The following is a 26198-nucleotide window of genomic DNA, read 5'->3' on the forward strand; positions in this document are numbered from 1 at the left end:
TTAGTTAAAATATTGTTAAGAAGAATATATCAATATTACAAAATATTTTAATAGCATAGGTCTATTTTAAAATATAATTTCTATTTCCAATTCAATACTCCCGATAATATATCTTATGTAAACTAGAAAAACCAATGACGAAATTAGCGTCATTGATCTTCTTCTTTAAATACATGCAATTGTCCAATAGTATGTAGATTACCCACGATGTTAAGGTACGCTTTATCTCCTACTTCACCTTTGGATGTTTTAAAAATCGTAGATATTGCGACATGATCTCCTTCTTTTACATTGAATTTGTCTTTTAAACTCTCTTTAAAGTAGACTGTGACAGTTGGTACTAGATTTTTTCCATCCTCTTTAATCCACTTGCCATGAACAAGTTTTATAGCATAATCATATCTTGATGGTCCAATACTATGAACCGTCCCTTCAATACATATAGGAACCTTATTTTGAGATAGATAATTAAAAGCTTCTGAATAGCGATTCCTGTCGTAATAAAAATTGTTCCAACTTATTTTTTTATCTTTATATTTGATTTTTACTATAGAAGTTAAATCTTCATGATCATCTGCTAATTCATTTCTTAATTCTATAATCTTATTCATAGTACTTAAATATGAATCTAATCTTCCAGTGCTAACATAGTTTTGTTTAACAGGGCGTTCTGTTGGTGAAAATTTGATATCAGTTGGATTATTTTTAATCAGATTAATTTCGTTGTGCATCATATTAAGCCTAAATTCAAATTGGTTATTTTCAAGGCTTTTAAAGACATTATTATCTGATTCTCTAGCTAGGATGTCCATTTGGTATTTAGCATTATATCGACATTCTTCATGTTCTTTACCTTTATCTTTCTTAAAGGTAGCTCGTACAAATACTTTCTCTTTCCCCGCGCTTCGTTCGTGACTCCTATTGAACGTAACTTTAATTGGACAATAAAGGCATTTTAAGTGTTCTCTAAGGTGAGGGTTGTTGTCGACTTCTTCAGCGGTCACTCTACCCGGTTTAACTTTTGAATATGCTAATCTCAAATTACCATCTCCTGAATCAATTATTTAATTCCCCTATATATTTATTGTAATGGAAAATTAAAACATATGCAGAGACTTTTCATTTTTATATCCAGTTGTTTTTGAATGCCAATACTGCTGCCTGGGTTCGATCATTAACATTCAATTTTCTCATTAAGTTGCTTACATGATTTTTCACTGTCTTTTCGCTAATGTTTAATTTCTCCCCAATATCTTTGTTTGTGAGACCTTCTGCCAGGAGCTGTAAAGTCTCTTCCTCTCTCGTAGTCAGGTTAGGCTGACCTCCCAAAACACTATTAACGTAGCTTTCCTTGTCGGTATTAAATACAAGCTTCCTATACTCATCTATAACAAATTTGGTGATACAAGGATGTAAATAACACCCATCATTATGTAAGGAATGTATTGCAGTAATAAGATCCTCTGAACCAGCCTTATCTTTCACTATAAATCCATCCGCTCCCTTTTTAATTGCTTCTGTAACAATATTCTCATTAATGTACTCCGACAATGAAACTATCCGAAAGTGTGGATTATATCTTTTTATAACTTCAATGTCCTGGAGATCGCGTGAATGCTTTGTAGCAAATAAGAGTATGGTAGAGCCGCTATAATCTAATATCTCTTCTACGTCCCTGATATTGCCTCCCTCAGCTTTAATGACTATGTTCTTGCAATTGGATAAAATTAGTTTTATTCCCTCTCTATACAATGGTTGCGGGTCAATTATACATATCTCTATCGTGTCCCTGTTCACTAATGTTCCCCTCTCTAACTCTAGCTTAATATTACTAAATATTAACTGTTATTTGTAAGATTGCAGCAATGAAAAATCACCCAATTATGGGTGATTTATGGATTATAGTTGTTGCCACTGGTTATTGATTTCTGATTGCATCGCTTTAAGTTCCTCTACACTCTTACGTATTTTATCCTTATCCAGTTTCTCTTGATTGACCATTTCCATCGCATCCTGGAATAAATAATGCTGCATGTTGATATATTCACTTACAAGCTGATCCACCGCGTAGAAACTCGGATCAACGTCGAATGATTCTACAGTTTTTACTAGTTCCCTGGAGTCATCAATTACGTTATCGGATAATATCTTCTTTAGCTGAGCTTCTGAGGTAGTACCCTTATAAAGACCATCTAAAGCACTATTGAGAGAAGATAACAGCTTCTCTGAGGTGGAAAATACCTGTCCCAGGTGTTTTCCATAATCAACCTCTGCTTGCCCTGCAGCAGCTTCTGCAGTTTGTTCCTCCTTCTCTTTAGATGAACACGCTACGCATAGGACACTTACCATCAAAATCATAACTATAACTTTCAACTTTTTCATTATTTCTCTCCTAACAGATAGAAAAAAGCCCGATTAATGCATTGGATAGAATGCAATAATCGGGCTTTTCCCTAACGTATGTATTTACTAAGATTATACTATATTTTGATTTGGTATTGTATGTAATTTATATATAAATGAACTAACATAGTGAATATCCTATCCCCTATGTTAATGCTTCTGTTCACATATTGTTGTTTTTTCTCCATATGGGAGAACTTAGATTTCCCTGTTTCTTTATTTCAAATTATGGTTTAATCTGGATATAGTGGGATGAAGAAGGGACTATCATGAAAAAATATTATGGATTATTCTCATTAATATCATCACTTTACTTATTCTTTTTTTATGAATTCAACTTTTATTTAAATATAATAGCAATATTTTCTGCTATTGCGTTATGCATTAAAGCACCTCTGGGTTTCTTCAAGGTAGTATCTGGTTTTGTATTAGGTGCCCTTTTAATAATTGTCGTTGGTATTATCCTATTTTCAGTGATTGCTGGATTAGGCTTACGTAGTATTCACTATAATTAAAGCTTAGTCCTTTAAATTGATATTAATCATACCTTTATGGGTTGCCATATCCTAAATAATAAATGAGAATTTAAGTTCTAGCAACACACATATGTAACGCAAAATTATAGAAGGAAGGTAAGACTTTGAAGAGCCCTACAACATTAGATACGAAAACATTATTGAGTAATTTACAAACTCATAACTTTACTGATCAGGAATTATATGACTACTTATCAAAATTCGATTCGGAGCGTTTAACTGACCTTAAGTTAAGATTAAGTGCATATATAGCACCAGTTCATGTCCTTACAAAAATAATACTAGCAACTACTGTATTCACAGCTACTATCCCTGCTTTTGCTTTAATCGGCAAGTTCCCGATAGGAAATTTATCAGAGCCGGTACAGGTTCTATTACTACTATTATTAATGATTTTGTTCGTTTTATCCGGGTTATTTACTTACAAGATTATAAATACAGGAAGCGTTGAAAAAACAATTGATAGAATAGCTATTAGAGATCTATCTAAGCAACGAAGCTTAGATGCTATTAATTTCATATTAAATGCAAGATTAGAAGAAGCAAGGAGTAATAGCGGTGTGTAATGTGTTGGATTCTCTCTAGGCCCTTTATCTAATTAGTTTAGTGTCTGTGAAACCTGATCTTTGATAGATATTTGTTGCTTTCATATTTTCTCTCCGTACAAAAAAGGCAGCTACACATGAAGTGAGCCGCCTTTTTTATCTATACTCTTTCAAGATTGTTATTATTAACCTCGCTGTATGTAGGAGTTTCAAAGTACGCCTTTCTAACTCTGAACTTCCTGGTATTAGATTGGTCCAGCAGACTGTTTATTCGATTCTCATACTGAACAATTTCCCTTACAGTACTTGCGTTCCGAAGTTTGTCCATTAACTCTCTTAACTTCTGCTTATCGCTTCGATTAAGTTCTTTATTCACCAATGTTCAACTCTCCCTTTATTTTATTTACTTAATCGTTCGTTAATCCTGTCCATACTCTCTATCTTTGTCCGCTCAGTGTTCAATTCCTTTTGTAAAAGGATGTTCTCTGCACTAAGTCCAGCTAAGATAGAAATTCCTACTATAGTTTTTACATCAAATGAGTCAGAAACCAGGTATGTTACAGCAAAAATAGCTGCCGCGGATCCAAACAGAAAATCAGCAATAAACCCGAGATATAATCCTTTCGGTCTCTGTTTTCTTTTTGGATAAATTAGGACTCTACCGTTTCTCAATAGATGAGATATAACACCGGTTACCCCGCCTATAATTCCTGCCATTAGTACTAATTTGATCATTTAAGCCCCCTCCTTTCTGCAAAACAAAAAAAGCGATCTAGGAGGATGCATAAGCAAAAAAGCTTAAACATCGATCCAAAGATCGCTTTGAGTTTGTTTTGTGATACAGCTAACCATAGAATGGTCGCAATGAAATGAAAAAATAAAGAGTTTACTTCTTTATCTTACTAATAATGTAGAAAAATTAAAAGTTTTTTTCTCCTTGATAAGAATGTGACCGGTAGCTCGTTTTTTTTATAGTAAATTAAATGTATAAAGATAAAGGGGGTATAAATGTGTATTATAAAAAAGGATTAGATGGAGTAGTAGTATCAGTAGAACCTAGTGTAATCTTCTGGATTCTCTCTCTAGCTGCTATGATTATGCTTTGATTTAAGAGAGAATTGCTTGAAAAAAAGGACCAGGTGATTATCTCCTGGTCTTGTTTATTCTTCATTTTATTGAGGAAAACCTAATTCATCAAGAAACGAATGTATTTGCTCTTCGAAATATTTGACCTCAGATTCACTGGTTGCCTGCAGCAAGGAGTTCTTTAATGACTGGTACTGCTCTAATTGAGTAGCGTTCATACGCTCCATACTGATCTCTCCGTTCCGCTTGTAAGTTGTTATTAATCATACCATGATTGTATGAATAGCCAAAGCTATACGCGGTATCTTTAATTTAGAAATTTAGGTGTGTAATCACCATATAATTGTCGCTTATAGTACTACACTTTCCCAACTTTTGGTTAATTTAAAAGTGGTATCATTTACTTATGCTTTCAATGTCGATTCTTATAAGAGGAGTATAATATGAAAGAGATAAACACTATCACTTCAGAAGAATTCCAAGAACGCGTTCAAATTTGGCACATGCTTATTAAACAGAAGAAAAAAGATGCTTCCAAAGCATTTCTAGATGAACTGGAAAGCTTGGTGACAGGTTTAGATAAGTCGGATAATATTCTTTATAACCTAATGCGAAGCCGCTATCATTTATTATGCAATGAAAGGGAAACTGCTTTCAGCATATTGAAAGAACTGCAGAAGGATATAGATAATGCGCCGGATCCGCTCCGATTCTATTTCCATTACTTCTTAGGTATGTACTATGATAGAAAGCATGAATTCTCTGCTGCTTTGAAGGAATATGAGCTTGCTGAAGAGTTGAGCGGACACTTCACCGACCAAGCAGATGAAGCTGACTACCGGTATGAGATGGGAACTGTTTATTACCATATGGACCTAAACTCTAAGTCCCTCTTCCATTTGGAAAAAGCTTATCATCTTTATAAGGAACTGCCTGTATTTAAGGAACAGCTGGCCCACGCAGAGGTTTCATTAGGACTTAATTATACTGACATTGGATTTTATGAACTTGCTGAAGAATATATCCATAGCGGATTGAAGCATTATATGGAGTTAAACCAGGATACGTATCAATATATTGCTTATCATAACCTCGCATTATTATACAAAAAACAAGGAATGTATGAAGCAGCTATCCGATATTTTAACCAGGTAATTGCGACAGAGCCGCCGTTTTTGCTGGAGTCTCTTTACCATCTTACCGAAAGCCTTGTTCATAACAATAACCTGCAAGAAGCTAGCAATCATGTAGCTGAAGGGCTTCAGTTAGCAACGAAGCTACATAATCAAGACTTCATTCACCGTTATAACGTATTATTAGTCACACACTTTGAAGTTGGTGAATTTGAGGAAACACTCTCTCAAGCGGTCAATTACTTCCTGGACAATGAAAAGGATCATGATATTCCGGTTTACGCAAAATTATTGGCCGATTATTATGAAAGTATTTCAAATTTTGAGGAAGCAAATCACTATAACAAAATCGCCCTTGCTATAATGGAGAAGAAAAATTAAACAATGAGGTGATTCTTATGAAAGAGAAATTGTTTGTTGTAGTATTGATTACCACAATCGTAGTTAGCGGGGCTCTTGGAATGGTTAGCAGCAAAGAAACTGCCTATGATAAAGGTATTACACCGCACTCTATCAAATTAACTGATTTCTAATAACATCTAGTCTAACCAGTATTTGTACTCATATTTTCCTGATTTACCTTTAACCAACTAGATACATTAAGCTCACCCCCTATTAGAATATAATGGGGGGGTTTGTATATGTACATTTCACCGATGTTATTGCACAACGCAGACGAAGCATTCTCAGATGGTGAATACCTAAGCGAATTAAAATACGACGGTATACGCTTAACCCTTTCCAAATGGGATGGGGTCGTAAAACTCTATACACGACACAATAATGAAGTGACCAGCCGCTTCAAAGAGTTGCTGGATATAGATATCCCAGACGGTACTGTCCTGGATGGGGAAATTATTGTTCCGGGAGAAGAAGATAAACCAGATTTCGAAGCAATGATGGCTCGTTTTCTTTCGAGTAAGACAGATTACCACGTGCAGTACTGTGTATTTGACATTCTTTACTATAAAGGAACCAATGTAATGTTTAAGCCTTTGATCGATCGGAAGATGTTGCTGCAGGAAGTGCTGCCAGCAGATGAAAGGTTTGTATATGTACAGCATTTTGAAGGTCAAGGTGCAGAGTTATTCGAATTAATAGAGGCTCAAGCGCTTGAAGGAATTGTCTTAAAGAAGGCTGATTCTCTATATAAACCAGGCACAAGATCTCCTCATTGGTTAAAGGTGATAAATTATCAATTCGAAGAAGTTTATTTTACAGGACTTCGCAAAGATAAATTCGGTGTCCTAATGTCTTTTAAAGATGGCACGTCAGCAGGAATTCTCGAATTCATGAGTACGAATGATAAGAAAAAATTCTACGCGGAATATCAGAAATATATTGTTAAGGATACAAAAGATTTCATCCATCTGGATCCGGTCCTGCAAGGAACAGTAAAATACCGTAACCTAACCAGCAAAGGATATTTGCGAATACCTTCATTTGTTAGTTGGAATAACCCAAAAATCGTATAAACAATTGGAAAATATACTCAAAATACAGTATACTGCTTTATAGAAACTTTCTGCGTAAGTTTGGGTTCCTTGAAAGACCTAGTGTTAGCTTGTTTCTAAGTGTATGCCAACTGAAAGAATGCCGCTAGTTCCTGAAGCGGGGTTATAAGACAGGAGCCGTCACCCCTATTGACGGGTTATAAGAAGGGGTCGCAAACCCATTATGCGACTCATTAAAATGTGGGCAGGAAAGAATGAAAAAGGACTAATCGCTAAAACAGTGATTAGTCCTTTTTATTATCTAATTCTAACTATGCTTTTAATTGTACGACAGCAGGATCCCCTCGGAAGGTTATATTAGCGTTTGCTCCAAATTTTTCAAGTATATTGAACTGAACCAATTTGTTAAAATTCTAGAGGCTTACTCGCCTACCATACCGTCGTTATCATTATCTTTCATATACTTATACAACCAATGATCACTCGTTATTGGCATACTGAACCCTGCTGCTTTTGCTTCTGCGATTGTAACCTGTCCATTACCGTTTGTATCAACACTAGAAATATCCTCTTCATTTGTGGAGGAACTTGCTGATTCGGACTCGGAGTCCTTATTTTCGGTTAGTCCAAGTGATTCGTTTACTTCATCAGGGTTTACATTGTCAAATGTATCAACGATCTTGTTACCCATTAAAGTATAGGTATATTGATAACTTGAAGGAATCTGCGTTTCCGTATCCGGATAGGTGATAATGGCTTCAAAATTAGTGGCTCCACCTGCGTCGCGGATACTTTTTTCCATATACGCTTGATCACCATGTCGATTAAGCGTACTTTCTTGTGGAGTAATATTATAAGCATTCGATACCCCTCCGAGAGAATCAGCAATAATATGTCCTTCATCTAAATCTGCTCTTTCGACACCAGGAACTTTTGCTTCATCTGAGTAGTATCTGCCAGACGATGTTACAGGTTCGGTACTGTCATCTTGTATAATAATTTCATCAGCAATTACACGTACCAATTGCCCGTATTCGTTAGTAAACGCCCAATATACACGTTCCCCAAAACCAATGTCAACGACTACGTTCGGTTGTCGAGATCCAGACAAATCACCACCATCGACTTCAAGGATATCGTATCCCGCAAACTCTTCTTCATTTACTCTGGTTGTGGTTTCCTCTACTTCAGGCTCCTCTTCTTCTGATTCTTCCACAACATCTGTAGCGGCTTCTTCCTTTTCACTTTTTATATCTGAATTCTCTGTGGCTGCTACTTTTGGATCTGTTTCTTTATCGGTAGTGGCTGCATCTTCTACATTGGTACAACCAACCATGAAGATGATTGTTAAAAGTAAGACTAAATAGTTCATTTTCTTTTTCATTCTAGAACTCTCCCAATGGCATAGTTAATTGCCTTTATTAGAAATGTAAGCGCGATATCGACCTTCTTCTCCAATACCTGTATCAATAGTGTAATGAATTTTATTTGAGTCTTGATCAATTATAGACTTTACTCCGTAAATATCTTCTAATTGGCCACCAGTTGGTCTATTTGGAAAAGGAAAAAGTACCTTGATTTCAGATTCTTGATTACACTTCTTTAGCAGCTCAATCATTTCACTAACCGTCATTACATTCTCCTCCGTTACTGTTACCATATTCCTTTACTATCTGTTTTGGCTTGCTCTGCAGATTCCTTAAGCTCTTGCTGATATTTAATATTTGGTTCATGAACAGCAACCTCGGCCAAGCCCTCTCTTAAAAGCATGCTCTGATACATTTCGGTACTTTCTAAGTACACATAAAACAGCATATGTCCATATTGATCACGGTCAAATTCATCTTGTTCCAGGTAAACAGTTTCATCCTGAAGGGTTTCCTTCGCGAAAGCTGCAGCTTCCTCACTAAAAGGTTCCGGCTCGCAATTAGATAGGCTATTGTAATGGCATGTTTCCGGAGCATTAACCGAAATTAATTGAACATATTCTTCTTCTCCACTTTCTAATTCGACTGTAAAAGTGTCTCCATCTGTAACATGCGTGACTGTTCCCTTTGTATCACCTGGTATAGCTTCTAAAGCTTCTTCTCTAAGTTCTTCTTCATCTGGGTTATTTGCGCTTAAGCATCCAGTACAGATAATAATAAGATAACTAAGTTTAACAGAATCTTCTTAATACAAAAACCCTCCTCTTTCGATGTAATTACTTTAAGGCTAGTTCCAATACTTTCTTTAGGAATTCTTCGTCCGTGATTTTACCTTCTAGGTTAGCCTTTATTAACTTCCTTTGTTCTTCAGTTGCATATTTCCCTGACAAGGCATTAGATGCTTGTGCTCTTCTCATAGATTCCTCAATACTTCTTTTAGGCATTCGGTTATGCTCCTTCTAAATAGGTTCTTGCAGGAATGATTCAACCAGCTTTAGTGTTTTTCATTTCAATTATCATGTTCATAAGTTCGTTTCTTCCAATAAGCTCTATACCAGTTTTGTTGGCCATTATAATAGCGTTTTTTGTGTAATTATTATTGCTAATTACAGTACCAGCATTGCACTCGTAATAAACCTTTGCAGCAATAACCTCTTGCACTGCCCTTACACCTACAGGCTTACTATATCGCTTCGCTTGAATGGCACGATACTCGTTATTTTTATATATAAGCAGATCAGCACCATAGTCACCACTTCCTGGGGTTATCTTAACTGAATAGCCCCTACTCTTATATAATTGTGCTAAGTAGAATTCAAAATTTGATCCACTCATCTTGTCTATGTCTTTTATCCCACTCTTTTTAATCCTAGAAATCTTAATGCCGGTGGTAATAAAATATACTGACCAATAAATTACTAACATTACTACTAAACCAGTGATTAAGGTGCTTAACCCATCCATCCGTTATAACATTCCAATCTTTTTAAGTTCACTTACTCAATTAATTAAGTTAGAGCTCCCTTTTATTCTTATATCGACATCACTTGTCTATCTTTTAATTATAAAAATTAGATTTCATATCTGATTGCTGCAGACCTTACAGTACTTTAAGTCATAAGCTAGTACAAAGGTTAATAGAGCCTTCTTCCAGTACTTCTGCGTTATATTTTAGAGATTATCGTAGTTAGCGGCACGCTGAAACTGGTGAACAGTAAGGAAACTGCATATGATTAAGGCATTACACCGCATTTAGTTGAACTAACTAAATTCTAATAACTTATAAATAACAAGAACCCCCCATTAGAAAAGGGGGTTCTTGTTATTTACAGATATATAATTATGCTGATTTTCTCATCAAATACCTGAAATCTAAGCCTATTTTGTATTACCCGTCACATTGTCTACTTTCTTTTTCATAACCCAACTTATAATAGACAATATAATTGCTACTAATAAAGTGATATCACCTACCGTTTGTAAAGTGTCACCGAACGGGTAGTCACGTAGTAAAAGATAAAGTACGACAAACATTGTAAATCCATACTTTGATATAAAATCCCAAAAGCGTTTCATAGATTAATCCCCATTCTATAACTATATTATATAAACTTGGATATCTTAACCACCCTATACGGCTAAACTTCCGCTTCTGCTTGTTTCTCTGTATCATCTTCCGAATGCCTTATTAATAATAAGCTCTGTGTCGATTTTCTAATATATCTTTAAAACCCCTCCTAAATGGAAGGGTTTTAAAGATATTATAAGTCAATTCTGTTATAAGTGTATTTTTGAATTGTTGGTTTTCCTCTGTATTCAACAGTGGTGTAGACATCAACAGATTTTTCATTTACAACCATTTTAGCATCTTTGGCATCTAATTCATCTGGTATCTTAACAGAATCTTGTGACTTAAACTCTTCATTTTCTAAGAGAGAATAATCTAATGACCATCCTTCACCAAGGGGACTGAGTAATTGATACTTACCATCATTATGTGGAGCTAAGTAAGATGAATCTCTCTTTTTATCCCCTGCGTCAGTCCACATATAATCATCTTTACTCAAATCATACATTGATCCACCGTCGAAATAGAGAATGTTTTTTTCTACGTCTATGTATGAGGAATCCCATACAGAAGACGCGTCCAAATTATTCACTACATATTTTTCATTACCTTCATCGTCATAAATAGTACCAACATTATCCAAATTTCTCTCAGCTATAAATACCTTTTCGTTACTACCTTTGACGAATCTCAACGAAAGTGTATTAAATTCATCGCCATCTTCAGCTGGATTATCTAGAATAAGCTTGGCATTCATTGTGCCGTCTGGATTAAACGTCAACTTATATGCAGTATTGTAATCTCCGTTTGTTTCGTCCCAAGTACTTAGTAATAATAAGATAGAATTACCTGATTTCTTTATTTCTGGCTCACTATGTGTACGATTGGAAAGATTACTATCATCAGCGATATTAACTTCGTTCTGTATTGTTACCCATTTATTATCCTTTGCTACAGAAACATAATAACTGCTAGGATTTACAACTTGAGCTTCCCATTGAAATAAATATGTATAGTCACCATCTTTTAATATCTCAAAATCTGTATCTCCAGGGTATATATCCTCTAAACTTTCTCCCCCAAACTGATCTATCTTTTCTTCTAGCTCAAAACTAGCTGGTTCCGCTTTAACATCTTCAGTAGTTGAACTAGCAGATACACTACCTTCTTCGATATTCTTTCCTTCTGCGCTCTCTTCTTCGCCACAGGCACTTAAAAAAACAATACTCAGTATGAATATTAAACCCAATATTTTCTTCATTTTTTCTATTAACCCTCCTCTGGATGTAATTGGAATCAGGTACTATTATAGACCATATGACCCATCTTTGACCACATTTAATTATAATTACCTATGTAATACTACTCTTTTAAGGAGGAGTTGCAGACCCATTAGATTACTTATCAAGATGTGGGGTGGAAATAACAAAAAGCTGCCTATAGGCAGCTCTTTTATTCTAATCCCAACTGTGCTTTTGATTGTACGACAGCAGGATCTCCTTGGAAGGTAATATTGGCGTTTGCTCCAAAACCACCTTCCCCTTCCCAAGTATATAAAGCAGTATAGAACTGATCCCCTTCTGTCCCTGTCTCGGACATTAGATCTCCTTCTCCACCAACAATATTTGTCACTTCTTCAATTGTCATACCGTTCTTGATTTGACCAAACTCATCCTTAGACATTTTAGAGCTGCTTCCAGCTTCCGCTTTTTCAGTCTCTTCTTTGTCTTCTTCGGATGCATCATCATCTAATCCTAGCTGTGCTTTTGATTGTACGACAGCAGGGTCTCCTTGGAAGGTAATATTAGCATTCGCGCCGAAACCACCTTCCCCTTCCCATGTGTACAAAGCAGTGTAGAATTGGTCGCCTTCCGCCCCTGTTTCAGACATCAGATCTCCTTCTCCACCAACTATGTTTGTAACTTCTTCTATAGTCATACCATTTTTAATCTGGCTAAACTCATCTTTAGTCATTTTAGGACTATTCTCAGCTTCTTCTTTTTCAGTTTCAGCTTGCGTATCCTCTTTTTTATCTTCCTTAGTAGTTTCAGCGGAAGCGGTTGTTGCTTCAGTACTTTCTTTTTTTCCAGAATCTGCAGAGTCATCGGAATCGGAACCGGCACCACCAGCAGCGGCAGCCACAACTATAATAGCAATAAGCCATACCCACCATTTCTTATAAAATGGCTTTTTTTTCTTCTCTTTGGACAATGTATGTAATCCCCCTAGAAATTTGTTTTAGTACCAATATAATAATAATATATAGGTATATGGTAATGCAAGATAAAATACCCATATAACCTAGAATATTACTAGAGTTAACAATGAATTTAAAAGGGCTACACCCAAGAGTACAGCCCTTTTAAATCTATATATTAAGGTTTATTTATGTTATCTAATTAAGTTGATCAAGTTCTTGACTCAAGCGAACTGTATTCTCATCGTTTAAACCGTACTCAAATCCGTGCTCCATCATTTCATGTCGCTTATCCTCAATCGCTCTTAATAAACAGTGCTTCAATAAATGACAGCTCCTTATTTAAAAAGTGCTTCTACACTATCTATTATATCTGGAACTTCCATAATTTGTTTAACAGAACCTTTAAAATTGCTGGCGTAGGTATCCGTTTGTTCGACTATTTCCATATTAAATCAAATCAGTTACATAACCATTTTACGAATAATTCACTACGAAGTTATCAGCTTATGGAGTACGTTGTCGAAAAATGAGCAAGAAAAAAAGCTCACCTCTCTTGGATAAGTGAGCTTAAATTTTGAATACCTTTATCGCTTTATCTGGTCTCAACTAGTTCCTTCTATCATATATGTTCTATAGATTCGTACTCTTCAGAACACACAGTAATCAAGCTTATGATTTAAAAAGAAGGGTGAATTAGATCACCCTTCTTTTTGTATACACTACTGTGGCAGATAAAATCCTCATATATTAGGATTACTTACCCCTATGCTGTGTCGAACTTCCAATCCATCCGTTACAGCTAATTTAACAATCAAGTGTGCTAGACTTTTTCGGGATATATCATGTCCTTTGAATGGTTCGCCTTTTTGTGTAATCTCATAATCTATTTCATCCTTATTGGTAAACCAACCAGGTCTTAAAATTGTATAATTAAGGTCAGAGGCTTCAATGATTTCAGCCGAATTTCGATAAGGGTCTAACATAGTGTGATATCTCTGCCCTGGGACTTCATCATAAATACCCATTGAACTGATCCAAATTAAACGCTTAACCCCAATTATATTCATTGCATCCACTATATTTCTAGCCATCTGTTCGAGTGATCCAGCTAAATTAGCATATACAACATCTTGTCCCGACATTGCTTCTTTCAATTTCTCACTATCTAAAACATCGCCTTTTATTATTCGAACACGATCTGAACTAAAGTTTTGGAGTTTACTTGGATTTCTAAGATAAAGCGTTAATTGTGCATCTGTTTCTTTTAAGAATAAATCAATTGCAGCACGGGCTATTGACCCGTTTGCTCCAAGAATTAAGATATTAGTCATCTTTAGAACTCCTCTTCTTGTTAATCTAAATACTTGTTGATTCTGATGCACGTACCGGAAACCATTCTTCTCCTCGTTTCTCAAAATACATTCTAACTTTCATACTCCAAGTGTTTCTAATTCCGTAAATTCTCGCATCAATCTTATTATACAAATGAGAATAGCTGTATTTCCATTAAACGTGACTGTTATTTTTTGAGGCATAGTTTTGAAGTATTTCATTTCTTCTTTTTCTATTTGTTTAAGCCATTCTTGCTTGCTTTGTTGATAGCCGTTCATGTGTACAAATTTATGATTGTTATTAAAAATGTTATCTAGCATTTCAGTATCTTTATTGACCATTGCCTCATTAATCCTTTGGTAAACGGCTAGGATTTTTTCTTTGTCATCACTCATATTTGAATCAAATTCTCCTCCGTATAGATTGATTTATCTGATTAAAATATTAATTCTTAGAAGGTACCTCTGATTGATAAGCATCGCCACGGCGTATGAAAATCGCTGTGACCAGACCAACCAATGCTATTATCATCGTGAACAAGAATACATTATGTGATCCAAAGGTCATTGCTTTTGCTAACTCGGTCGTCTGCGTAGGCGCGGTTGAGTCGTGCAAGTAATTATTCATACCGCTCGTCAGGATACTAATTGATACAGCTGTACCAATCGCACCCGCCACCTGCTGCACAGTATTCATAACAGCCGTGCCGTGAGGGTATAGTTCTGGCGGCAATTGGTTCAGGCCGTTAGTTTGTGCAGGCATAAGCACCATGGCAGAGCCGATCATGAGTCCAATATGCAAAACTACAATCAGAGTCACGGATGAAGCGGTAGATATGTTGGAAAAGAACCATAGCATGACCGCCATGATAACGACTCCTGGAATCACAAGTAACTTAGGGCCATATTTATCGTACCAACTTCCCATCCGAGGCGATAAGATTCCGTTCAATGCACTACCAGGCAGCAGCATTAGCCCAGCAGCTAATGTTGAAAGTCCTAATCCGTTTTGATTTTGCAAATACATTGGCAAAATAATCATAGTTGACATAAAAATCATCATACTCATTACAACAAGTATCACTCCAACAATGTACATAGGAAACTTGAAAACACGCAGATTCAATAGTGGTTGTTTCATAAAGATCTGACGAAGTATAAATAATACGAGTGCAACAAACCCAATGCCTATTGAGGTCATTACTATTGGACCTGTCCAGCCTTCAGAGCCTTCACCTGCCATACTAAACCCATAAACGATTCCTCCGAATCCGATAGTTGAAAATGTGACGGATAGCGGATCGATACGAAGCTTCGTAACCTCTGTTACATTTTCCACATATTTTAGACCTATCAACAACCCGATAATTAAAAACGGAAGTGATAGCCAGAAGATGTAGTGCCATGATAAATATTGTATGATTACTCCCGCCACTGTTGGTCCTAGTGCTGGGGCGAACATGTAGACAAGCCCTACTAAACCCATTGCCGCTCCACGCTTTTCCTTAGGAAAGACAAATAATACAGTATTGAAAATAAGAGGCATCAGTAAACCTATACCGATTGCTTGTAGAACGCGTGCCACCATCAACATTTCGAAATTCAAACCAATAGCTGCAACCAATGTACCGATGATTGTACTTGTGAGTGAAGTGATAAATAACTGTCTAGTTGTAAACCTCTGCAGCAATAATCCGCTTATTGGACTTATAATACCAAGAACAAGCAAGAAACCTGTTGTTAGCCACTGAGCGGTTGCAGCCGAGATTTGGAACACTTCCATCAAATTACTGAGCGCAATATTTAATGCATTTTCACTGAGAATTCCAACGAAACCGCATATGAGCAATGACGCCATAATACCCCTAGTGTTGTATTGTTTATTTGCTTCCATCACAATCCCCTTCTTTTAAAAGATGTATTCTACTTTATAGAAAACAAAAGATGGGCCAACACATTGGAATGGCTAACCCATCTGTATTAAGGCACATGCCTCAAAATTACTGATTCAGTTCTTTTCTTTCATTCCATACAAAATTGGATGTCCTTTTAGCAATCAACCAGCTTCCGTTTTCATAAACGTACTCATCTTTATAAGAAACAGCTGAAGTGTTATTTATTTTTTTTCCATTCTCGGAACTGATGAGATCTACACGACAATATAGAGTTCCTTCAGCCTTATTTCCGTTTATCGTTACAACATGTTGACCATTGCTGTGATAAACTGTTTCAAAATTTGCTAGGTAACCGTCAAATGCTTCTCCTATTTCTTTTGTCCCCTTCAAACTTGAAGTTAATTCTCCGTTCACATAGGATTCAACACTTGCATCATTCGTGAAAAGTTCAGTTTGCTTCCAAACTTCTTTCTCATCTGCCAATATCGAGAAATTATCCACCAAATCTCTCAAAGCCCTTACGTTTTCTAATTCATTAAGTTTTTCTTCCAATGATTTATTGTTTTGCATTTTATTCTTCCTCCTAAATGAAAGCTGATTAAAGTATTTGCATTTTAACTAGTTGTAAACGTGTATTACTCACTCAAAATTTGTTTTGTCGGAAACTTCACGCCAGTTGTTATACTCGGTTTGGCGTCTTTGAAGATACTGATTGATAAAATCTACCATTCCAGTTCCGCCAATAAATCGGAATGGAGGATTGCTATCCAAAAGTACCGATATCAATGCCTTTGCTAATCTCTCTGGATCGCCCGGTTCATTTTTGTGGAAGGAATTATAGAAATTCTGCATCTTTTCTCGTTGCTCGTTATAATCCTCGATCTCTAAATCAGAGAATTTTGCCGAAGTCTTTGCATTAGAAAAGTCTGTCCGAAAAGGACCAGGCTCAACAAGCATGCACCGGATTCCAAATGGCTTAAGCTCAATGTTTAATCCTTCCATCCAACCTTCTAGGGCGAACTTAGAGGCACTATACACAGATCCACCTTCTGTTGCTGTGATTCCAACAACAGAACTAACGGTAATGATAGAACCAGAGCGCTGCTTTCTCATGATTGGCAATAGCTCTCGAGTAAGTCTCATAGTCCCGAATACATTTGTTTCCATTTGCTCGCGTATTTGCTTTTCGGTCGTTTCCTCAAAATAACCGAGTTGTCCATAACCCGCGTTGTTGACTAAAACATCGATTCGTCCAAACTGTTCTAAAGCTGTGTCCACTGTAGATTTTATTTGTTCATTATTCGTAATATCGAGAGTAGCTATCAGTAAATTTGACGATTTACCAAGCTCATCTTCCATGCCTGCTGTGTTACGCGCTGTAGCCACAACATTATAGCCTTTGGCTAGTGCTTCCTTTGCAATCGCAACACCTAAACCTTTGTTTGCTCCAGTTATCAACCATACTTGATTGTTTGTATCCGCCATGTTATCCCACCTTGATTAAATGTTGATTTTAAAGCTATTGAGACTTTTTGCTCGCTCATAATCGCTGACGTCATGGAACAAACTCTTCTTCGTCTCCAATGTAGCAATCATTTTCATATCTTCATCACTTAGTTCAAAATCAAAGATATTAAAGTTCTCTATGATTCTTTCCTTGCGTACTGATTTAGGAATAGCCACTACTCCTCTTTGTGTCAACCATCGTAAGATAACCTGAGTCACAGATTTGTTGTATTTTTCAGATATTGATACAAGAATTTCGTTTTTGAAGATATCATTTTTTCCTTCTGCAAGAGGGCCCCAGGACTCTATTTGAATATTGTTCTCTTTCATAATCGCGGCACTTTCTGTCTGTTGGAAGAAAGGATGTACCTCCACCTGATTTACAGCTGGTACAACCTCATTATTCATAATTAGATCTAACAGACGGCCAGGCTCAAAGTTGCTGACACCAATTGCCCTTATTTTCCCTTCCGCATACAACTCTTCCATTGCACGCCAGGAACCATAGACATCCCCATAAGGCTGATGAATCAAGTACAAATCCAAATAATCAAGTTGAAGTCTTTGTAATGATTTTTCAAATGCTCTCTTTGTATTTTCATAACCAGCATCCTGAATCCAGAGCTTTGTTGTTACAAATATCTCTTCCCTCGGTACTCCGCTGCGCTTAATCGCTCTGCCAACCGCTTCTTCATTTAGATAAGCTGCAGCTGTGTCAATTAGACGATATCCTTCCATCAAGGCATCGTAGACGCATTGTTCGCATTCTTTTTCATCAGTGATTTGGAAAACGCCAAATCCGATAATTGGCATTTCCACACCATTATTTAAAGTGACTTTTTTCAATGTAATTCCTCCTCAGTGCTATTTGTACTGTATATATCATTGCTTTTACTACCACTTAATAGTGAGTGGCAGGCGTAAAGTCCTAATCTGAAGGATCATCAGTTAATTGGAGGTATTATAGAATTCATCTGTTGCTCTTGAACGCCAGTTTGAAGGTGTATCACCTTCCCACAGACGAAATGCTCTGTAAAATGAATTCTGATCTTCATATCCAAGAAGAAATGCCACTTCTTTTATATCAAGCGAAGGGTCGGACAGAAATGTGCGTGCTTGTTCTCTTCTGGATTCAGTTAATAGTTGCTTAAAACTTGTTCCTTCTTCCGTAAGTCTGCGCTGCAAGGTTCTATCACTCATTCCCAACTCATTGGCGATAGAATGAATATCAGGACGACCAGCGGATAGATTTTTCTTTACAATCCATTTCACCGATTTAGTAATGGAATTGTTGTGCAGCTGCTTATTTAACGAGTCTTCAAGGGCGGGAATGAGTATCTCTAACAGTTCTGCATTGTACGATCTAAATGGACGATCCAAATCGCTTGAATTTAATGTTAATCGATTATAAGGAGCGCCAAATTTCATTTCACAACCGAAGAATTCTTTGAGAGCTTCTACTTTTCCAGCAGGAATCGGATGTGTAAGTTCAACCAGTCTGGCATTCAAACGATGACCTGTACCTTGCTGCCCAAGTTCCAGCAGAGTGACCATTGTAATATAAACTAGTAAAGGAGGTGCAGGCTGTTCCAAATAGGGCCATCCTATTTGGATAGTACAGGTTTCTCCTTCCTCAGCAATCTGAAGTCGCTCCGGAGAACACAGTTGTTTATACCGGGACATACGTAGTAGTGCATCACGATAATTACGCGCATGATAAGGCGCTAAAAGGCTGGGTGACCACTGTGCGGGAACAGATGTTGTTGTAAGCTTTATAGTGCCTGTAGCAGGATCACCAAGAAGTTCGGAAATAGCCTGCCAAATTGAAAAATAGTTTGCAGTCGTTACTTCAGCTGGTTCAGTGAGTATCGACAGTGGCAGTTGTGCTTTGCGCAAAACATCAAAAGGTTCAATTTCTAATTGCCGCAACAAAGCCCACCAAGCTGTTGGGAATTTTATACGGTCTATGGAATGAGCCGTCATACATCTTTGCCTCCTTCAGCGCTTAAACTGTATCGTGGTTGTGCGCTATTCTTGCCAGCTGAACAGTTTTAATTGTAATAAATGAATGACATCCTGTAACTAGCGGCAGATGACATTCTACTAGCATGTTGCGCCAATTCTTCTGCTAATTATATTTTAGGTGAATTAACAGTGAGTGCTACAGATTTAATCAGTAGCTTCAATCTTTATACCCTTCTATAAAAAGGTATTTTACCCATATCATTAAAGAGAACTCAGATTACCCCTACAGCTGTCGTCAAACCAAATAAGGCCATTCTTTTCTTTGGATAATAATTAGGCTTTATTATGCCTAATTCGATGAAGAAATTAAGGTCGTTTATCTCCATCAAATTAAGATACTTCATCTCGAGAATTTGCCGCTCTATAAAATCCAGCAATCATTCCAAAGCCCGCTCCAACTGCCTCACCTTTATAGCTATTCAATTGATCAGCACGCCTTAAAGAAGGGAATAAACCAACTACACCTGTTTCCTGTTGCTCTCTATCTTAATCTTCAGGGCCGAAACTGCTTAAGCTCCTTTATAACAATCTGATGGACCTTTTTTTATTTATCTCCGGAAGGAGTGTTAGCTGCTTAGGATCCATCTGATATCCCCCTCAAATAAAAAAGGACACCAAACAACGCTTTTGCGTCATTTAGTGTCCTTCAGTTTGCCGGTAGAACTTAACGTTAAATTATTTCAATTATCTTATTAGTTTTCCTTCTGAGCAGTGTGTGATAATTTCGTCACTATTCTCAAGTTCAGAACCACTCCTCACTCTTACTAGCTTGTTAAAATCAAATCTATTATGTCAACAATTAAACTTGTGACGTGTATTTCATTATAGAAAGACGGTAATTAGAATGTTAGACATATTTTTATTGCTACAACAAAACAAGATGTTACAGAAGATCAAGTATTAACACTATTGGAACAATACTGCACTCTGCAGAATTATGAAATCTTAGTTCTAATAATATTCTACTTTCGTGTGCATTAAAATGACCGCCAACACCACGGAAGTTTTTATCGTTCATAAAATTGAATAACTCATTAATCTGACTATGTACACCAGAGAATATTGCTATTTGGGTTTCACTATTAAATATTCCTTCATATAAATGATCAAATACTTTCTCGCGTTCTGAATCTACATAGCCTGAGCGCAGCTGAGATAGTTTGATTTTATTTTTGAAAATTTTTCATAATCACCAGTCATATATCCACCCCATTTATTCACTTGTGCAATCTAGTTAAATACATAATATAGTTATCTACTAGGAAAAGGAAGAAAAATTTACAGATAACGAGGTGAGGAGTCACTATATAGGAAAAAATGTATTCGACAATAGTGTAGACATCAACAGATTCAGTTACACAGAAAACAAGTGAGGAACTGAACCCCATTGAAATATTGACTAGTTTCTTCTATTATATATGCTCTTCGGTCTCGTATTCCTTAACCAATCTATAAAAAGTAGTTTTTCTTAAATCAAGTTTCTTCATTGCGGTAACAGCTGTTACCTCTCCAGACTTCCAGAGTTTATATACTTGCCTAAACTCTTCTGTTGTATCGATCCTTGGTCTTCCAAACTTCACACCATTCTGCAATGCAACATCTATTCCTTCGCGCTGCCTTTTTCGTATTCGATCGCGTTCCTCTTGAGCCATCCAGGAAAGTATCTGTAATACTAAATCAGCAATGAAAGTGCCCATGCTATCTTTATATTGGGTTGTATCTAGTAAAGGCATATCCAGCACAATGATATCAGCTTGGATATTTTTTGTAATGTCGTTCCACTCTTGCAGAATTTCTTCTTTATTCCTTCCGAATCGGTCCAAGGAGTGGATATACAAAATATCACCTTTTCTAATGATTCGTTTAAGCAGCTGGTAGTTAACTCGGTTAAAATCTTTCCCACTTTGTTTATCGATGAAGATGTCTCGTTCATCCAAGCCCTGATTATTCATTGACTCCTTCTGCCGTCCTTCATTTTGATCTTTGCTGCTTACTCGTATGTATCCAAATTTTCTCACTTCCATATTATTACACCTCAGCACTTTATTCTATCTTAATTCTATCAAAAGCGTTCGTAAAAGTGTATGTAAAATGAAGAACGTCCAAAAACTAAATTTTGTATGTTTTTGAACGTCATTTTGGTTATTATTTAATTAGAATGAGAGTGTTCGTAAAAGTGTACATTTAACAACATTGAAGTATTAAGTATGAGGAAGCTAAACGCCAATGAATTGTAAAAAAATATTCTACATGATGTATAAGATCTACAAATTTGTGCATAATAGTCTATGTACGATGGGCTATAGCCAAGCGGTAAGGCAGCGGGTTTTGGTCCCGTTATCGTTGGTTCGAATCCAGCTAGCCCAGTAAAAAGATCCCGCCATACAGGCGGGATCTTCTTTTATATTAGGAAAGGATTCTTCGCTTGCTCTTCCCCTATCGTCGTTTCTGGACCATGACCTGGATATACTTCATAGAAGTCAGGCAGCGTTAATAATTGATCTGTGATGCTTTGCATCAACGTCGGTAAATCTCCGCGATACAAATCCGTTCTCCCGATGCCTCGCTGGAACAACGCATCTCCAACAATAACATACTTTTCTTTGTGGAAAACGAGAGATACACTTCCTGGAGAATGCCCTGGTGTATGACGTACTTCAAATTCAAAATGACCTAGCTTCATATTACCCGGTCTCAGATTTTCATCCGCATCTCGTACTGTAATCTGTTTGACTGGGAACATTTTTGAACCATTCTTCCCTGGGTCTCCCAGCCAATCAACTTCTTCTTCATGCAGATAAACTGGAATGTGGTAAATATCACGCGCATCATCCACAGCACCGATATGATCGAAATGCGCATGTGTAAGGAGAATTGCCTGCGGACGCAGCTCTTTCTGTTTGATCCATTCGATTAGTTTGACGCTATCTCCGCCTGGATCCACAATTAGGCAGTCGTTCTTTGATTCAAGTATGTAACAATTCGTTCCCATCGGTCCAAGACCTAATGTATGTATTTTCATTTTTACTCATCTGCTCCTTCCCGATGAATGCCTTTAAAAAAAGGCTCGACAAGTATATATGTGTGTAATACTATATAGAAGGTTTGTCAAGCTTCCTCTATCACAAGTATAGCAGGAAACCAATTATTTTGCTCATAGGAGGGCAAGCAAGTGATTCTTTCCATCATCTTGTTTTTTATTGCATTTATTTGTGTTTGCACACTTATTTCCGAATGCAAAAAAAGACAAGTGAAACAGGCGATCTTTACATTTATTTCTGTGATTGTCATTACGTTTCTTTCCATTGTGAACTTATTATAATTCATTGTAAAAAGGATCGCTGCAGAAGCAGCGATCCTTTTTGTTAACTTGCTTTTTCCTTACCTTCTTGGAAATCATAGAACCGGAGCAAGTCGCCATAGATAATCCGATCAGAATAGTTCAGTTCTTTCGTTACTTGTTCCTGAATCGGTTCGCAAACACTTTCAATATGTTCACCAGTTTCACCGGATATCTCTGCTTCTTCTCCTTCTATATCTTCAGCTGGTTCACCAGTCAGCCTGTCGTAGCACATATCATTGGTGAACAGATATTCATCACTGATGAAATCTCCATTTCTAAGGGCCGTGAAGTCTTTGCGATCTTCTGCAAACACATCATTACCGAATTGGATGTCATGTTCAGCGTCGACTCCCAACAAGCTCAGGATGGTCGGCTTCACATCAATTTGACCAGCTACTTGTTCCATTACCTGTCCGTTTCCATCACCAGGAATATGGATGAAGAACGGAACACGCTGGTTTTGTACTTGCTGGTATGGTGTAATGTCTTTGCCCAAGTATTGGCTCATCGCTTTATTATGATATTCACTGATACCATAATGATCTCCCATCATCACGATGATGCTATCTTCATATTCACCAGATTCCTTCAGCTGTTCAAAGAATTGCTGTACTGCTTCGTCTGTGTAGCGAGCTGTTTGGAAATACTTATTTAATGTCTGGGAATTGGAGTCGAACTGATCAATCGTCGCTTCTTCTTCCGGCAAATCAAACGGATGGTGGTTCGTCAAGGTGATGAACTTCGAATAATACGGCTTATCCATTTCCTGAAGATATGGAATCGACTGCTCGAAGAATGGTTTATCCATTAAACCCCATCCGACAGTATTTTGATCTTCTCCTTCAGTGATGACGTCATAGCTGTTTTCATCATAGAAAGTGTCATAGCCAAGGCTGTCATACATGACATCACGGTTCCAGAAGCTGGAGTTGTTCGAATGGAATACCGCAGTTGTATAATCGCTCTGACCTAAGATTTCAGGTGTTCCGTTGTATTCATTCTGACCGTGGGTGAAAAATACAGCTCCCCGGGGCAGCGGATAAATGGAATTTTCAACTAAGAATTCAGAATCAGAGGTTTTTCCCTGTTCTGTCTGATGATAAAAGTTTTCAAAGTAATACGTATCTTTGTCTTCTGTCAGGCTGTTGAGGAATGGTGTGACTTCTTCCCCGTTCAATTCATTATTGATCAGGAAGCTCTGCATGGATTCAAGAGAGATGAAGATGACATTCTTTCCTTCTGCCTGCCCGAATTTAGCTGATTTTTCTGTTTCCACTTCTTCATTTACATAAGAAAGGATCTCAGGAAGTTCATTTCCGTCAGCAAACACGCGCTGTGCTTCCGTCTTTGATTGCATGACTGCATCATATACATGGAAGTTGAACAAACCAATATTCTTGACCAGATATTCCCGGTCGAATCCGCGTGTAAACAGCTGCGGGCGTTCTGCTTCCGCAAGTCCGATGTTTATTACTACTACAGCAGCGATAGCCGCCATTGTTGAAACTTTCTTTCTGCGAACGTAGTCAACCGTCATTGTTTTTTTATAACGGTAGCTGAGGAACCAGATGATAGCCAAATCCAACAACAGCAGAATGTCCTGTGGATAAATGAGGCTGAGTACACTGCCGCCAAGATCTGCGGCGTTGCTTCCTTGCATGAGGACCGGCACTGTAAGAAAATCACTGAAGTGACGGTAAAAAATTAAGTTGATGTACAAGATGATAGAACCCACGAGACTGATGAAGCGGATATACCGCATCTGCCATTTACGTGAGAATAAAACGCTAAGACCAAAAGCCAAAAAGGCACTGACAAACGGATTCAGCAGCAGTATGAACTCCTGCATCGCATTATCCAAGCTGATATTGAATAGGAAACGATAAATGATATACGTCTTCAGTCCAAACAAAACTGTCGCCAAAATATATAATGGTGCAGTGAATGTTCGTTTCAAGTAAAAATCCTCCTCATAATAGAACCAAGCGTAAAACAGATGGCAGCAACTTGCGCTGCTGCCATGCACGCATTTCTTTATTTATTTGACGGTCTCTTCCAGGTGCTGTTTGACTAAATAAGCAGCACCGTAGACACCTGCATCATTGCCGAGCTGAGCCAGCACGATTTCACATTCGTATGTTGTACGCGGCAGGGCCGCTTTTTTAAACGCTTCCCTGATAGGTTCCATCAAAGCATCCCCTGCCTTGGATACGCCTCCCCCGATAATGATCCGGGACGGGTTGGTAAGGATAGCCGCATTCGCTAAGGTTTTTGCCAAGATACTAGTTGCTCTCTCCACAATTTTTTGAGCTGCTGCATCATTTTCGGCTGCCAGTTCGAAAACATCCTTGGAAGAAACGCGACCGTTTTCTGCAAAACGTTGGCCTAGGCCGCTCTCTGGATGCACAGTGGCCGCTTCTGTTGCCAGCCTGCTGATACCAGTAGCAGAAGAAATTGTCTCCAAGCAACCTTTTCGCCCGCAATTGCACGGTGCTCCATTTTCTTCGACGGTGACATGGCCTATTTCTCCTGCTGTTCCATTGATTCCATTCACGATATGACCATTTGCAATGATACCCGCTCCTACACCGGTACCTAGTGTAATGGCAATGATATTACCCTGCTGGGCTCCTGCACCTTTCCACACTTCGCCGAGCGCAGCCAGGTTAGCGTCATTATCGATGAAAACAGGCAAACCGGATAGTACACCAAGCTCAGCAGAAAGAGGGAAGTCGCGCCAGCCAACATTGACTGCTTCAGCGATAACACCGTTGCTCGGGACTACGAATCCCGGCGCTCCAACACCGATGCCTTGGATTCTATCCTTTGCAATGCCACGTTCTGTGAGCTTCGCTTGGATCGTTTCCCAAATCTGCTTCGGTATGTGCAGACCTTGCTCGTATTTATCCGTCTTTATTTCCCATTTATCCACTATTTCGCTCGTTTCATCGATGATGGCGAGCTTAATTGTTGTGCCGCCGATATCGACACCGACCAATAATCCATCCTTACTCATTGTTTCCCGCTCCTTCTCGACTATCCGATAAAGCACTTATCTCTTTTCTAAGAATCAAATTTGCTTGTCCATATTCCTCTAAGGACAGTAGGTTATTGTCATACAGCTCCCGCAGCTCTTCCAGCATCATCGTCAGATCAAGCTTGCGGTCTCCGATGTATACGAAAATACCGTACGTCTTCAATAGCTGCATTACATCATAAACCGTTTTCATACACATCACCTAAGTT

At 37.6% G+C, this 26198-nt stretch carries 30 protein-coding genes and 1 tRNA gene; 6 read left to right on the forward strand and 25 right to left on the reverse strand.

Going from position 1 to position 26198, the window contains the following annotated elements; all coding sequences use genetic code 11:
• Positions 1-149: 149 nt before the first annotated feature.
• From CHH58_RS05140 to CHH58_RS05150, 3 genes are all read right to left on the reverse strand, one after another.
• Entirely contained in the window at positions 150-1040 is an 891-nt protein-coding gene (locus CHH58_RS05140) for a hypothetical protein (protein ID WP_095262114.1), read from the reverse strand.
• An 85-nt stretch (positions 1041-1125) separates the two neighbouring features.
• On the reverse strand, positions 1126-1797 hold the full coding sequence (locus CHH58_RS05145; RefSeq protein WP_141235084.1) for a response regulator transcription factor: 672 nt from the start codon (positions 1795-1797) through the stop codon (positions 1126-1128).
• 102 nt (positions 1798-1899) lie between these two features.
• Positions 1900-2382, reverse strand: coding sequence for a hypothetical protein (locus tag CHH58_RS05150; protein ID WP_095262116.1), 483 nt, complete (start codon positions 2380-2382; stop codon positions 1900-1902).
• Between the two features lie 290 nt (positions 2383-2672).
• Here CHH58_RS05150 and CHH58_RS05155 point away from each other — a divergent pair, with 290 nt between their 5' ends.
• On the forward strand, positions 2673-2918 hold the full coding sequence (locus tag CHH58_RS05155; protein ID WP_095262117.1) for a hypothetical protein: 246 nt from the start codon (positions 2673-2675) through the stop codon (positions 2916-2918).
• Between the two features lie 125 nt (positions 2919-3043).
• On the forward strand, positions 3044-3505 hold the full coding sequence (locus CHH58_RS05160) for a hypothetical protein (protein WP_095262118.1): 462 nt from the start codon (positions 3044-3046) through the stop codon (positions 3503-3505).
• Between the two features lie 378 nt (positions 3506-3883).
• Here the strand turns inward: CHH58_RS05160 and CHH58_RS05170 are convergent, their stop codons facing one another.
• On the reverse strand, positions 3884-4219 hold the full coding sequence (locus CHH58_RS05170; RefSeq protein ID WP_095262120.1) for a DUF4257 domain-containing protein: 336 nt from the start codon (positions 4217-4219) through the stop codon (positions 3884-3886).
• A 437-nt stretch (positions 4220-4656) separates the two neighbouring features.
• Positions 4657-4797 carry a hypothetical protein gene (locus tag CHH58_RS18315; RefSeq protein ID WP_170937527.1) on the reverse strand — a complete coding sequence of 47 codons (141 nt, stop codon included), beginning with the start codon at positions 4795-4797 and terminating at the stop codon, positions 4657-4659.
• A gap of 216 nt (positions 4798-5013) precedes the next feature.
• Here CHH58_RS18315 and CHH58_RS05175 point away from each other — a divergent pair, with 216 nt between their 5' ends.
• The 3 genes from CHH58_RS05175 to CHH58_RS05180 all read left to right on the forward strand — a co-directional run bounded on the left by CHH58_RS05175 (position 5014) and on the right by CHH58_RS05180 (position 7178).
• Positions 5014-6084, forward strand: a complete 1071-nt coding sequence (locus CHH58_RS05175; protein ID WP_095262121.1) for a tetratricopeptide repeat protein — start codon at positions 5014-5016, stop codon at positions 6082-6084.
• A 17-nt stretch (positions 6085-6101) separates the two neighbouring features.
• On the forward strand, positions 6102-6236 hold the full coding sequence (locus CHH58_RS18740; protein ID WP_283162797.1) for a hypothetical protein: 135 nt from the start codon (positions 6102-6104) through the stop codon (positions 6234-6236).
• Positions 6237-6344: 108 nt separating this feature from the next.
• Positions 6345-7178 (forward strand): RNA ligase family protein, encoded by an 834-nt coding sequence (locus CHH58_RS05180; RefSeq protein ID WP_095262122.1) that lies wholly within the window; start codon positions 6345-6347, stop codon positions 7176-7178.
• A 400-nt stretch (positions 7179-7578) separates the two neighbouring features.
• On the opposite strand, the gene CHH58_RS05185 is transcribed toward CHH58_RS05180, so the two are convergent.
• The 16 genes from CHH58_RS05185 to CHH58_RS05260 form a co-directional block, all read right to left on the reverse strand.
• On the reverse strand, positions 7579-8541 hold the full coding sequence (locus CHH58_RS05185; RefSeq protein WP_095262123.1) for a DNA/RNA non-specific endonuclease: 963 nt from the start codon (positions 8539-8541) through the stop codon (positions 7579-7581).
• Between the two features lie 24 nt (positions 8542-8565).
• The gene (locus CHH58_RS05190; protein ID WP_095262124.1) at positions 8566-8790 is read right to left on the reverse strand and encodes a hypothetical protein; all 225 of its coding nucleotides are present in this window, start codon (positions 8788-8790) and stop codon (positions 8566-8568) included.
• A gap of 20 nt (positions 8791-8810) precedes the next feature.
• The gene (locus CHH58_RS18895; protein WP_095262125.1) at positions 8811-9302 is read right to left on the reverse strand and encodes a thermonuclease family protein; all 492 of its coding nucleotides are present in this window, start codon (positions 9300-9302) and stop codon (positions 8811-8813) included.
• A gap of 58 nt (positions 9303-9360) precedes the next feature.
• On the reverse strand, positions 9361-9528 hold the full coding sequence (locus CHH58_RS18320; RefSeq protein WP_170937528.1) for a hypothetical protein: 168 nt from the start codon (positions 9526-9528) through the stop codon (positions 9361-9363).
• Between the two features lie 40 nt (positions 9529-9568).
• The gene (locus CHH58_RS05200) at positions 9569-10048 is read right to left on the reverse strand and encodes a restriction endonuclease (RefSeq protein WP_095262126.1); all 480 of its coding nucleotides are present in this window, start codon (positions 10046-10048) and stop codon (positions 9569-9571) included.
• A 797-nt stretch (positions 10049-10845) separates the two neighbouring features.
• Positions 10846-11913, reverse strand: a complete 1068-nt coding sequence (locus tag CHH58_RS05210) for a hypothetical protein (RefSeq protein WP_095262128.1) — start codon at positions 11911-11913, stop codon at positions 10846-10848.
• Between the two features lie 191 nt (positions 11914-12104).
• On the reverse strand, positions 12105-12863 hold the full coding sequence (locus CHH58_RS18580) for a hypothetical protein (protein ID WP_095262129.1): 759 nt from the start codon (positions 12861-12863) through the stop codon (positions 12105-12107).
• A gap of 184 nt (positions 12864-13047) precedes the next feature.
• Positions 13048-13173 (reverse strand): aspartyl-phosphate phosphatase Spo0E family protein, encoded by a 126-nt coding sequence (locus CHH58_RS18585; protein WP_095262130.1) that lies wholly within the window; start codon positions 13171-13173, stop codon positions 13048-13050.
• A 419-nt stretch (positions 13174-13592) separates the two neighbouring features.
• Positions 13593-14183, reverse strand: coding sequence for an NAD(P)H-binding protein (locus CHH58_RS05225; protein WP_095262131.1), 591 nt, complete (start codon positions 14181-14183; stop codon positions 13593-13595).
• 99 nt (positions 14184-14282) lie between these two features.
• Positions 14283-14579, reverse strand: a complete 297-nt coding sequence (locus tag CHH58_RS05230) for a nuclear transport factor 2 family protein (RefSeq protein ID WP_095262132.1) — start codon at positions 14577-14579, stop codon at positions 14283-14285.
• A 49-nt stretch (positions 14580-14628) separates the two neighbouring features.
• The gene (locus CHH58_RS05235) at positions 14629-16077 is read right to left on the reverse strand and encodes an MDR family MFS transporter (protein WP_095262133.1); all 1449 of its coding nucleotides are present in this window, start codon (positions 16075-16077) and stop codon (positions 14629-14631) included.
• Between the two features lie 106 nt (positions 16078-16183).
• Positions 16184-16648: a nuclear transport factor 2 family protein gene (locus tag CHH58_RS05240; RefSeq protein ID WP_095262134.1), complete on the reverse strand. Its 465-nt coding sequence runs from the start codon at positions 16646-16648 to the stop codon at positions 16184-16186.
• Between the two features lie 69 nt (positions 16649-16717).
• Complete coding sequence (locus tag CHH58_RS05245; RefSeq protein ID WP_095262135.1) at positions 16718-17563, reverse strand: SDR family oxidoreductase; 846 nt, start codon at positions 17561-17563, stop codon at positions 16718-16720.
• Between the two features lie 15 nt (positions 17564-17578).
• Complete coding sequence (locus tag CHH58_RS05250; RefSeq protein WP_095262136.1) at positions 17579-18430, reverse strand: aldo/keto reductase; 852 nt, start codon at positions 18428-18430, stop codon at positions 17579-17581.
• Between the two features lie 102 nt (positions 18431-18532).
• Positions 18533-19567, reverse strand: coding sequence for an AraC family transcriptional regulator (locus CHH58_RS05255; protein WP_095262137.1), 1035 nt, complete (start codon positions 19565-19567; stop codon positions 18533-18535).
• Positions 19568-21021: 1454 nt separating this feature from the next.
• Positions 21022-21633: a recombinase family protein gene (locus tag CHH58_RS05260; protein WP_095262138.1), complete on the reverse strand. Its 612-nt coding sequence runs from the start codon at positions 21631-21633 to the stop codon at positions 21022-21024.
• A 272-nt stretch (positions 21634-21905) separates the two neighbouring features.
• Here CHH58_RS05260 and CHH58_RS05265 point away from each other — a divergent pair.
• Positions 21906-21976, forward strand: a tRNA-Gln gene (locus CHH58_RS05265).
• 34 nt (positions 21977-22010) lie between these two features.
• On the opposite strand, the gene CHH58_RS05270 is transcribed toward CHH58_RS05265, so the two are convergent.
• The 4 genes from CHH58_RS05270 to CHH58_RS05285 form a co-directional block, all read right to left on the reverse strand.
• On the reverse strand, positions 22011-22631 hold the full coding sequence (locus CHH58_RS05270; RefSeq protein WP_095262139.1) for an MBL fold metallo-hydrolase: 621 nt from the start codon (positions 22629-22631) through the stop codon (positions 22011-22013).
• 343 nt (positions 22632-22974) lie between these two features.
• Positions 22975-24909, reverse strand: a complete 1935-nt coding sequence (locus CHH58_RS05275; protein ID WP_249275035.1) for an LTA synthase family protein — start codon at positions 24907-24909, stop codon at positions 22975-22977.
• An 81-nt stretch (positions 24910-24990) separates the two neighbouring features.
• A complete protein-coding gene (locus CHH58_RS05280) occupies positions 24991-25968 on the reverse strand; it encodes an ROK family glucokinase (protein ID WP_095262140.1) in 978 nt (325 codons plus the stop codon).
• Positions 25961-26182 (reverse strand): YqgQ family protein, encoded by a 222-nt coding sequence (locus CHH58_RS05285; RefSeq protein ID WP_095218046.1) that lies wholly within the window; start codon positions 26180-26182, stop codon positions 25961-25963. Before CHH58_RS05285 ends, CHH58_RS05280 begins: the two co-directional genes overlap by 8 nt.
• Between the last annotated feature and the right edge of the window lie 16 nt (positions 26183-26198).

Origin of the sequence: Terribacillus saccharophilus, from assembly GCF_002272745.1 — a bacterium.
Taxonomy (GTDB): Bacteria; Bacillota; Bacilli; order Bacillales; family Amphibacillaceae; genus Terribacillus; species Terribacillus saccharophilus_B.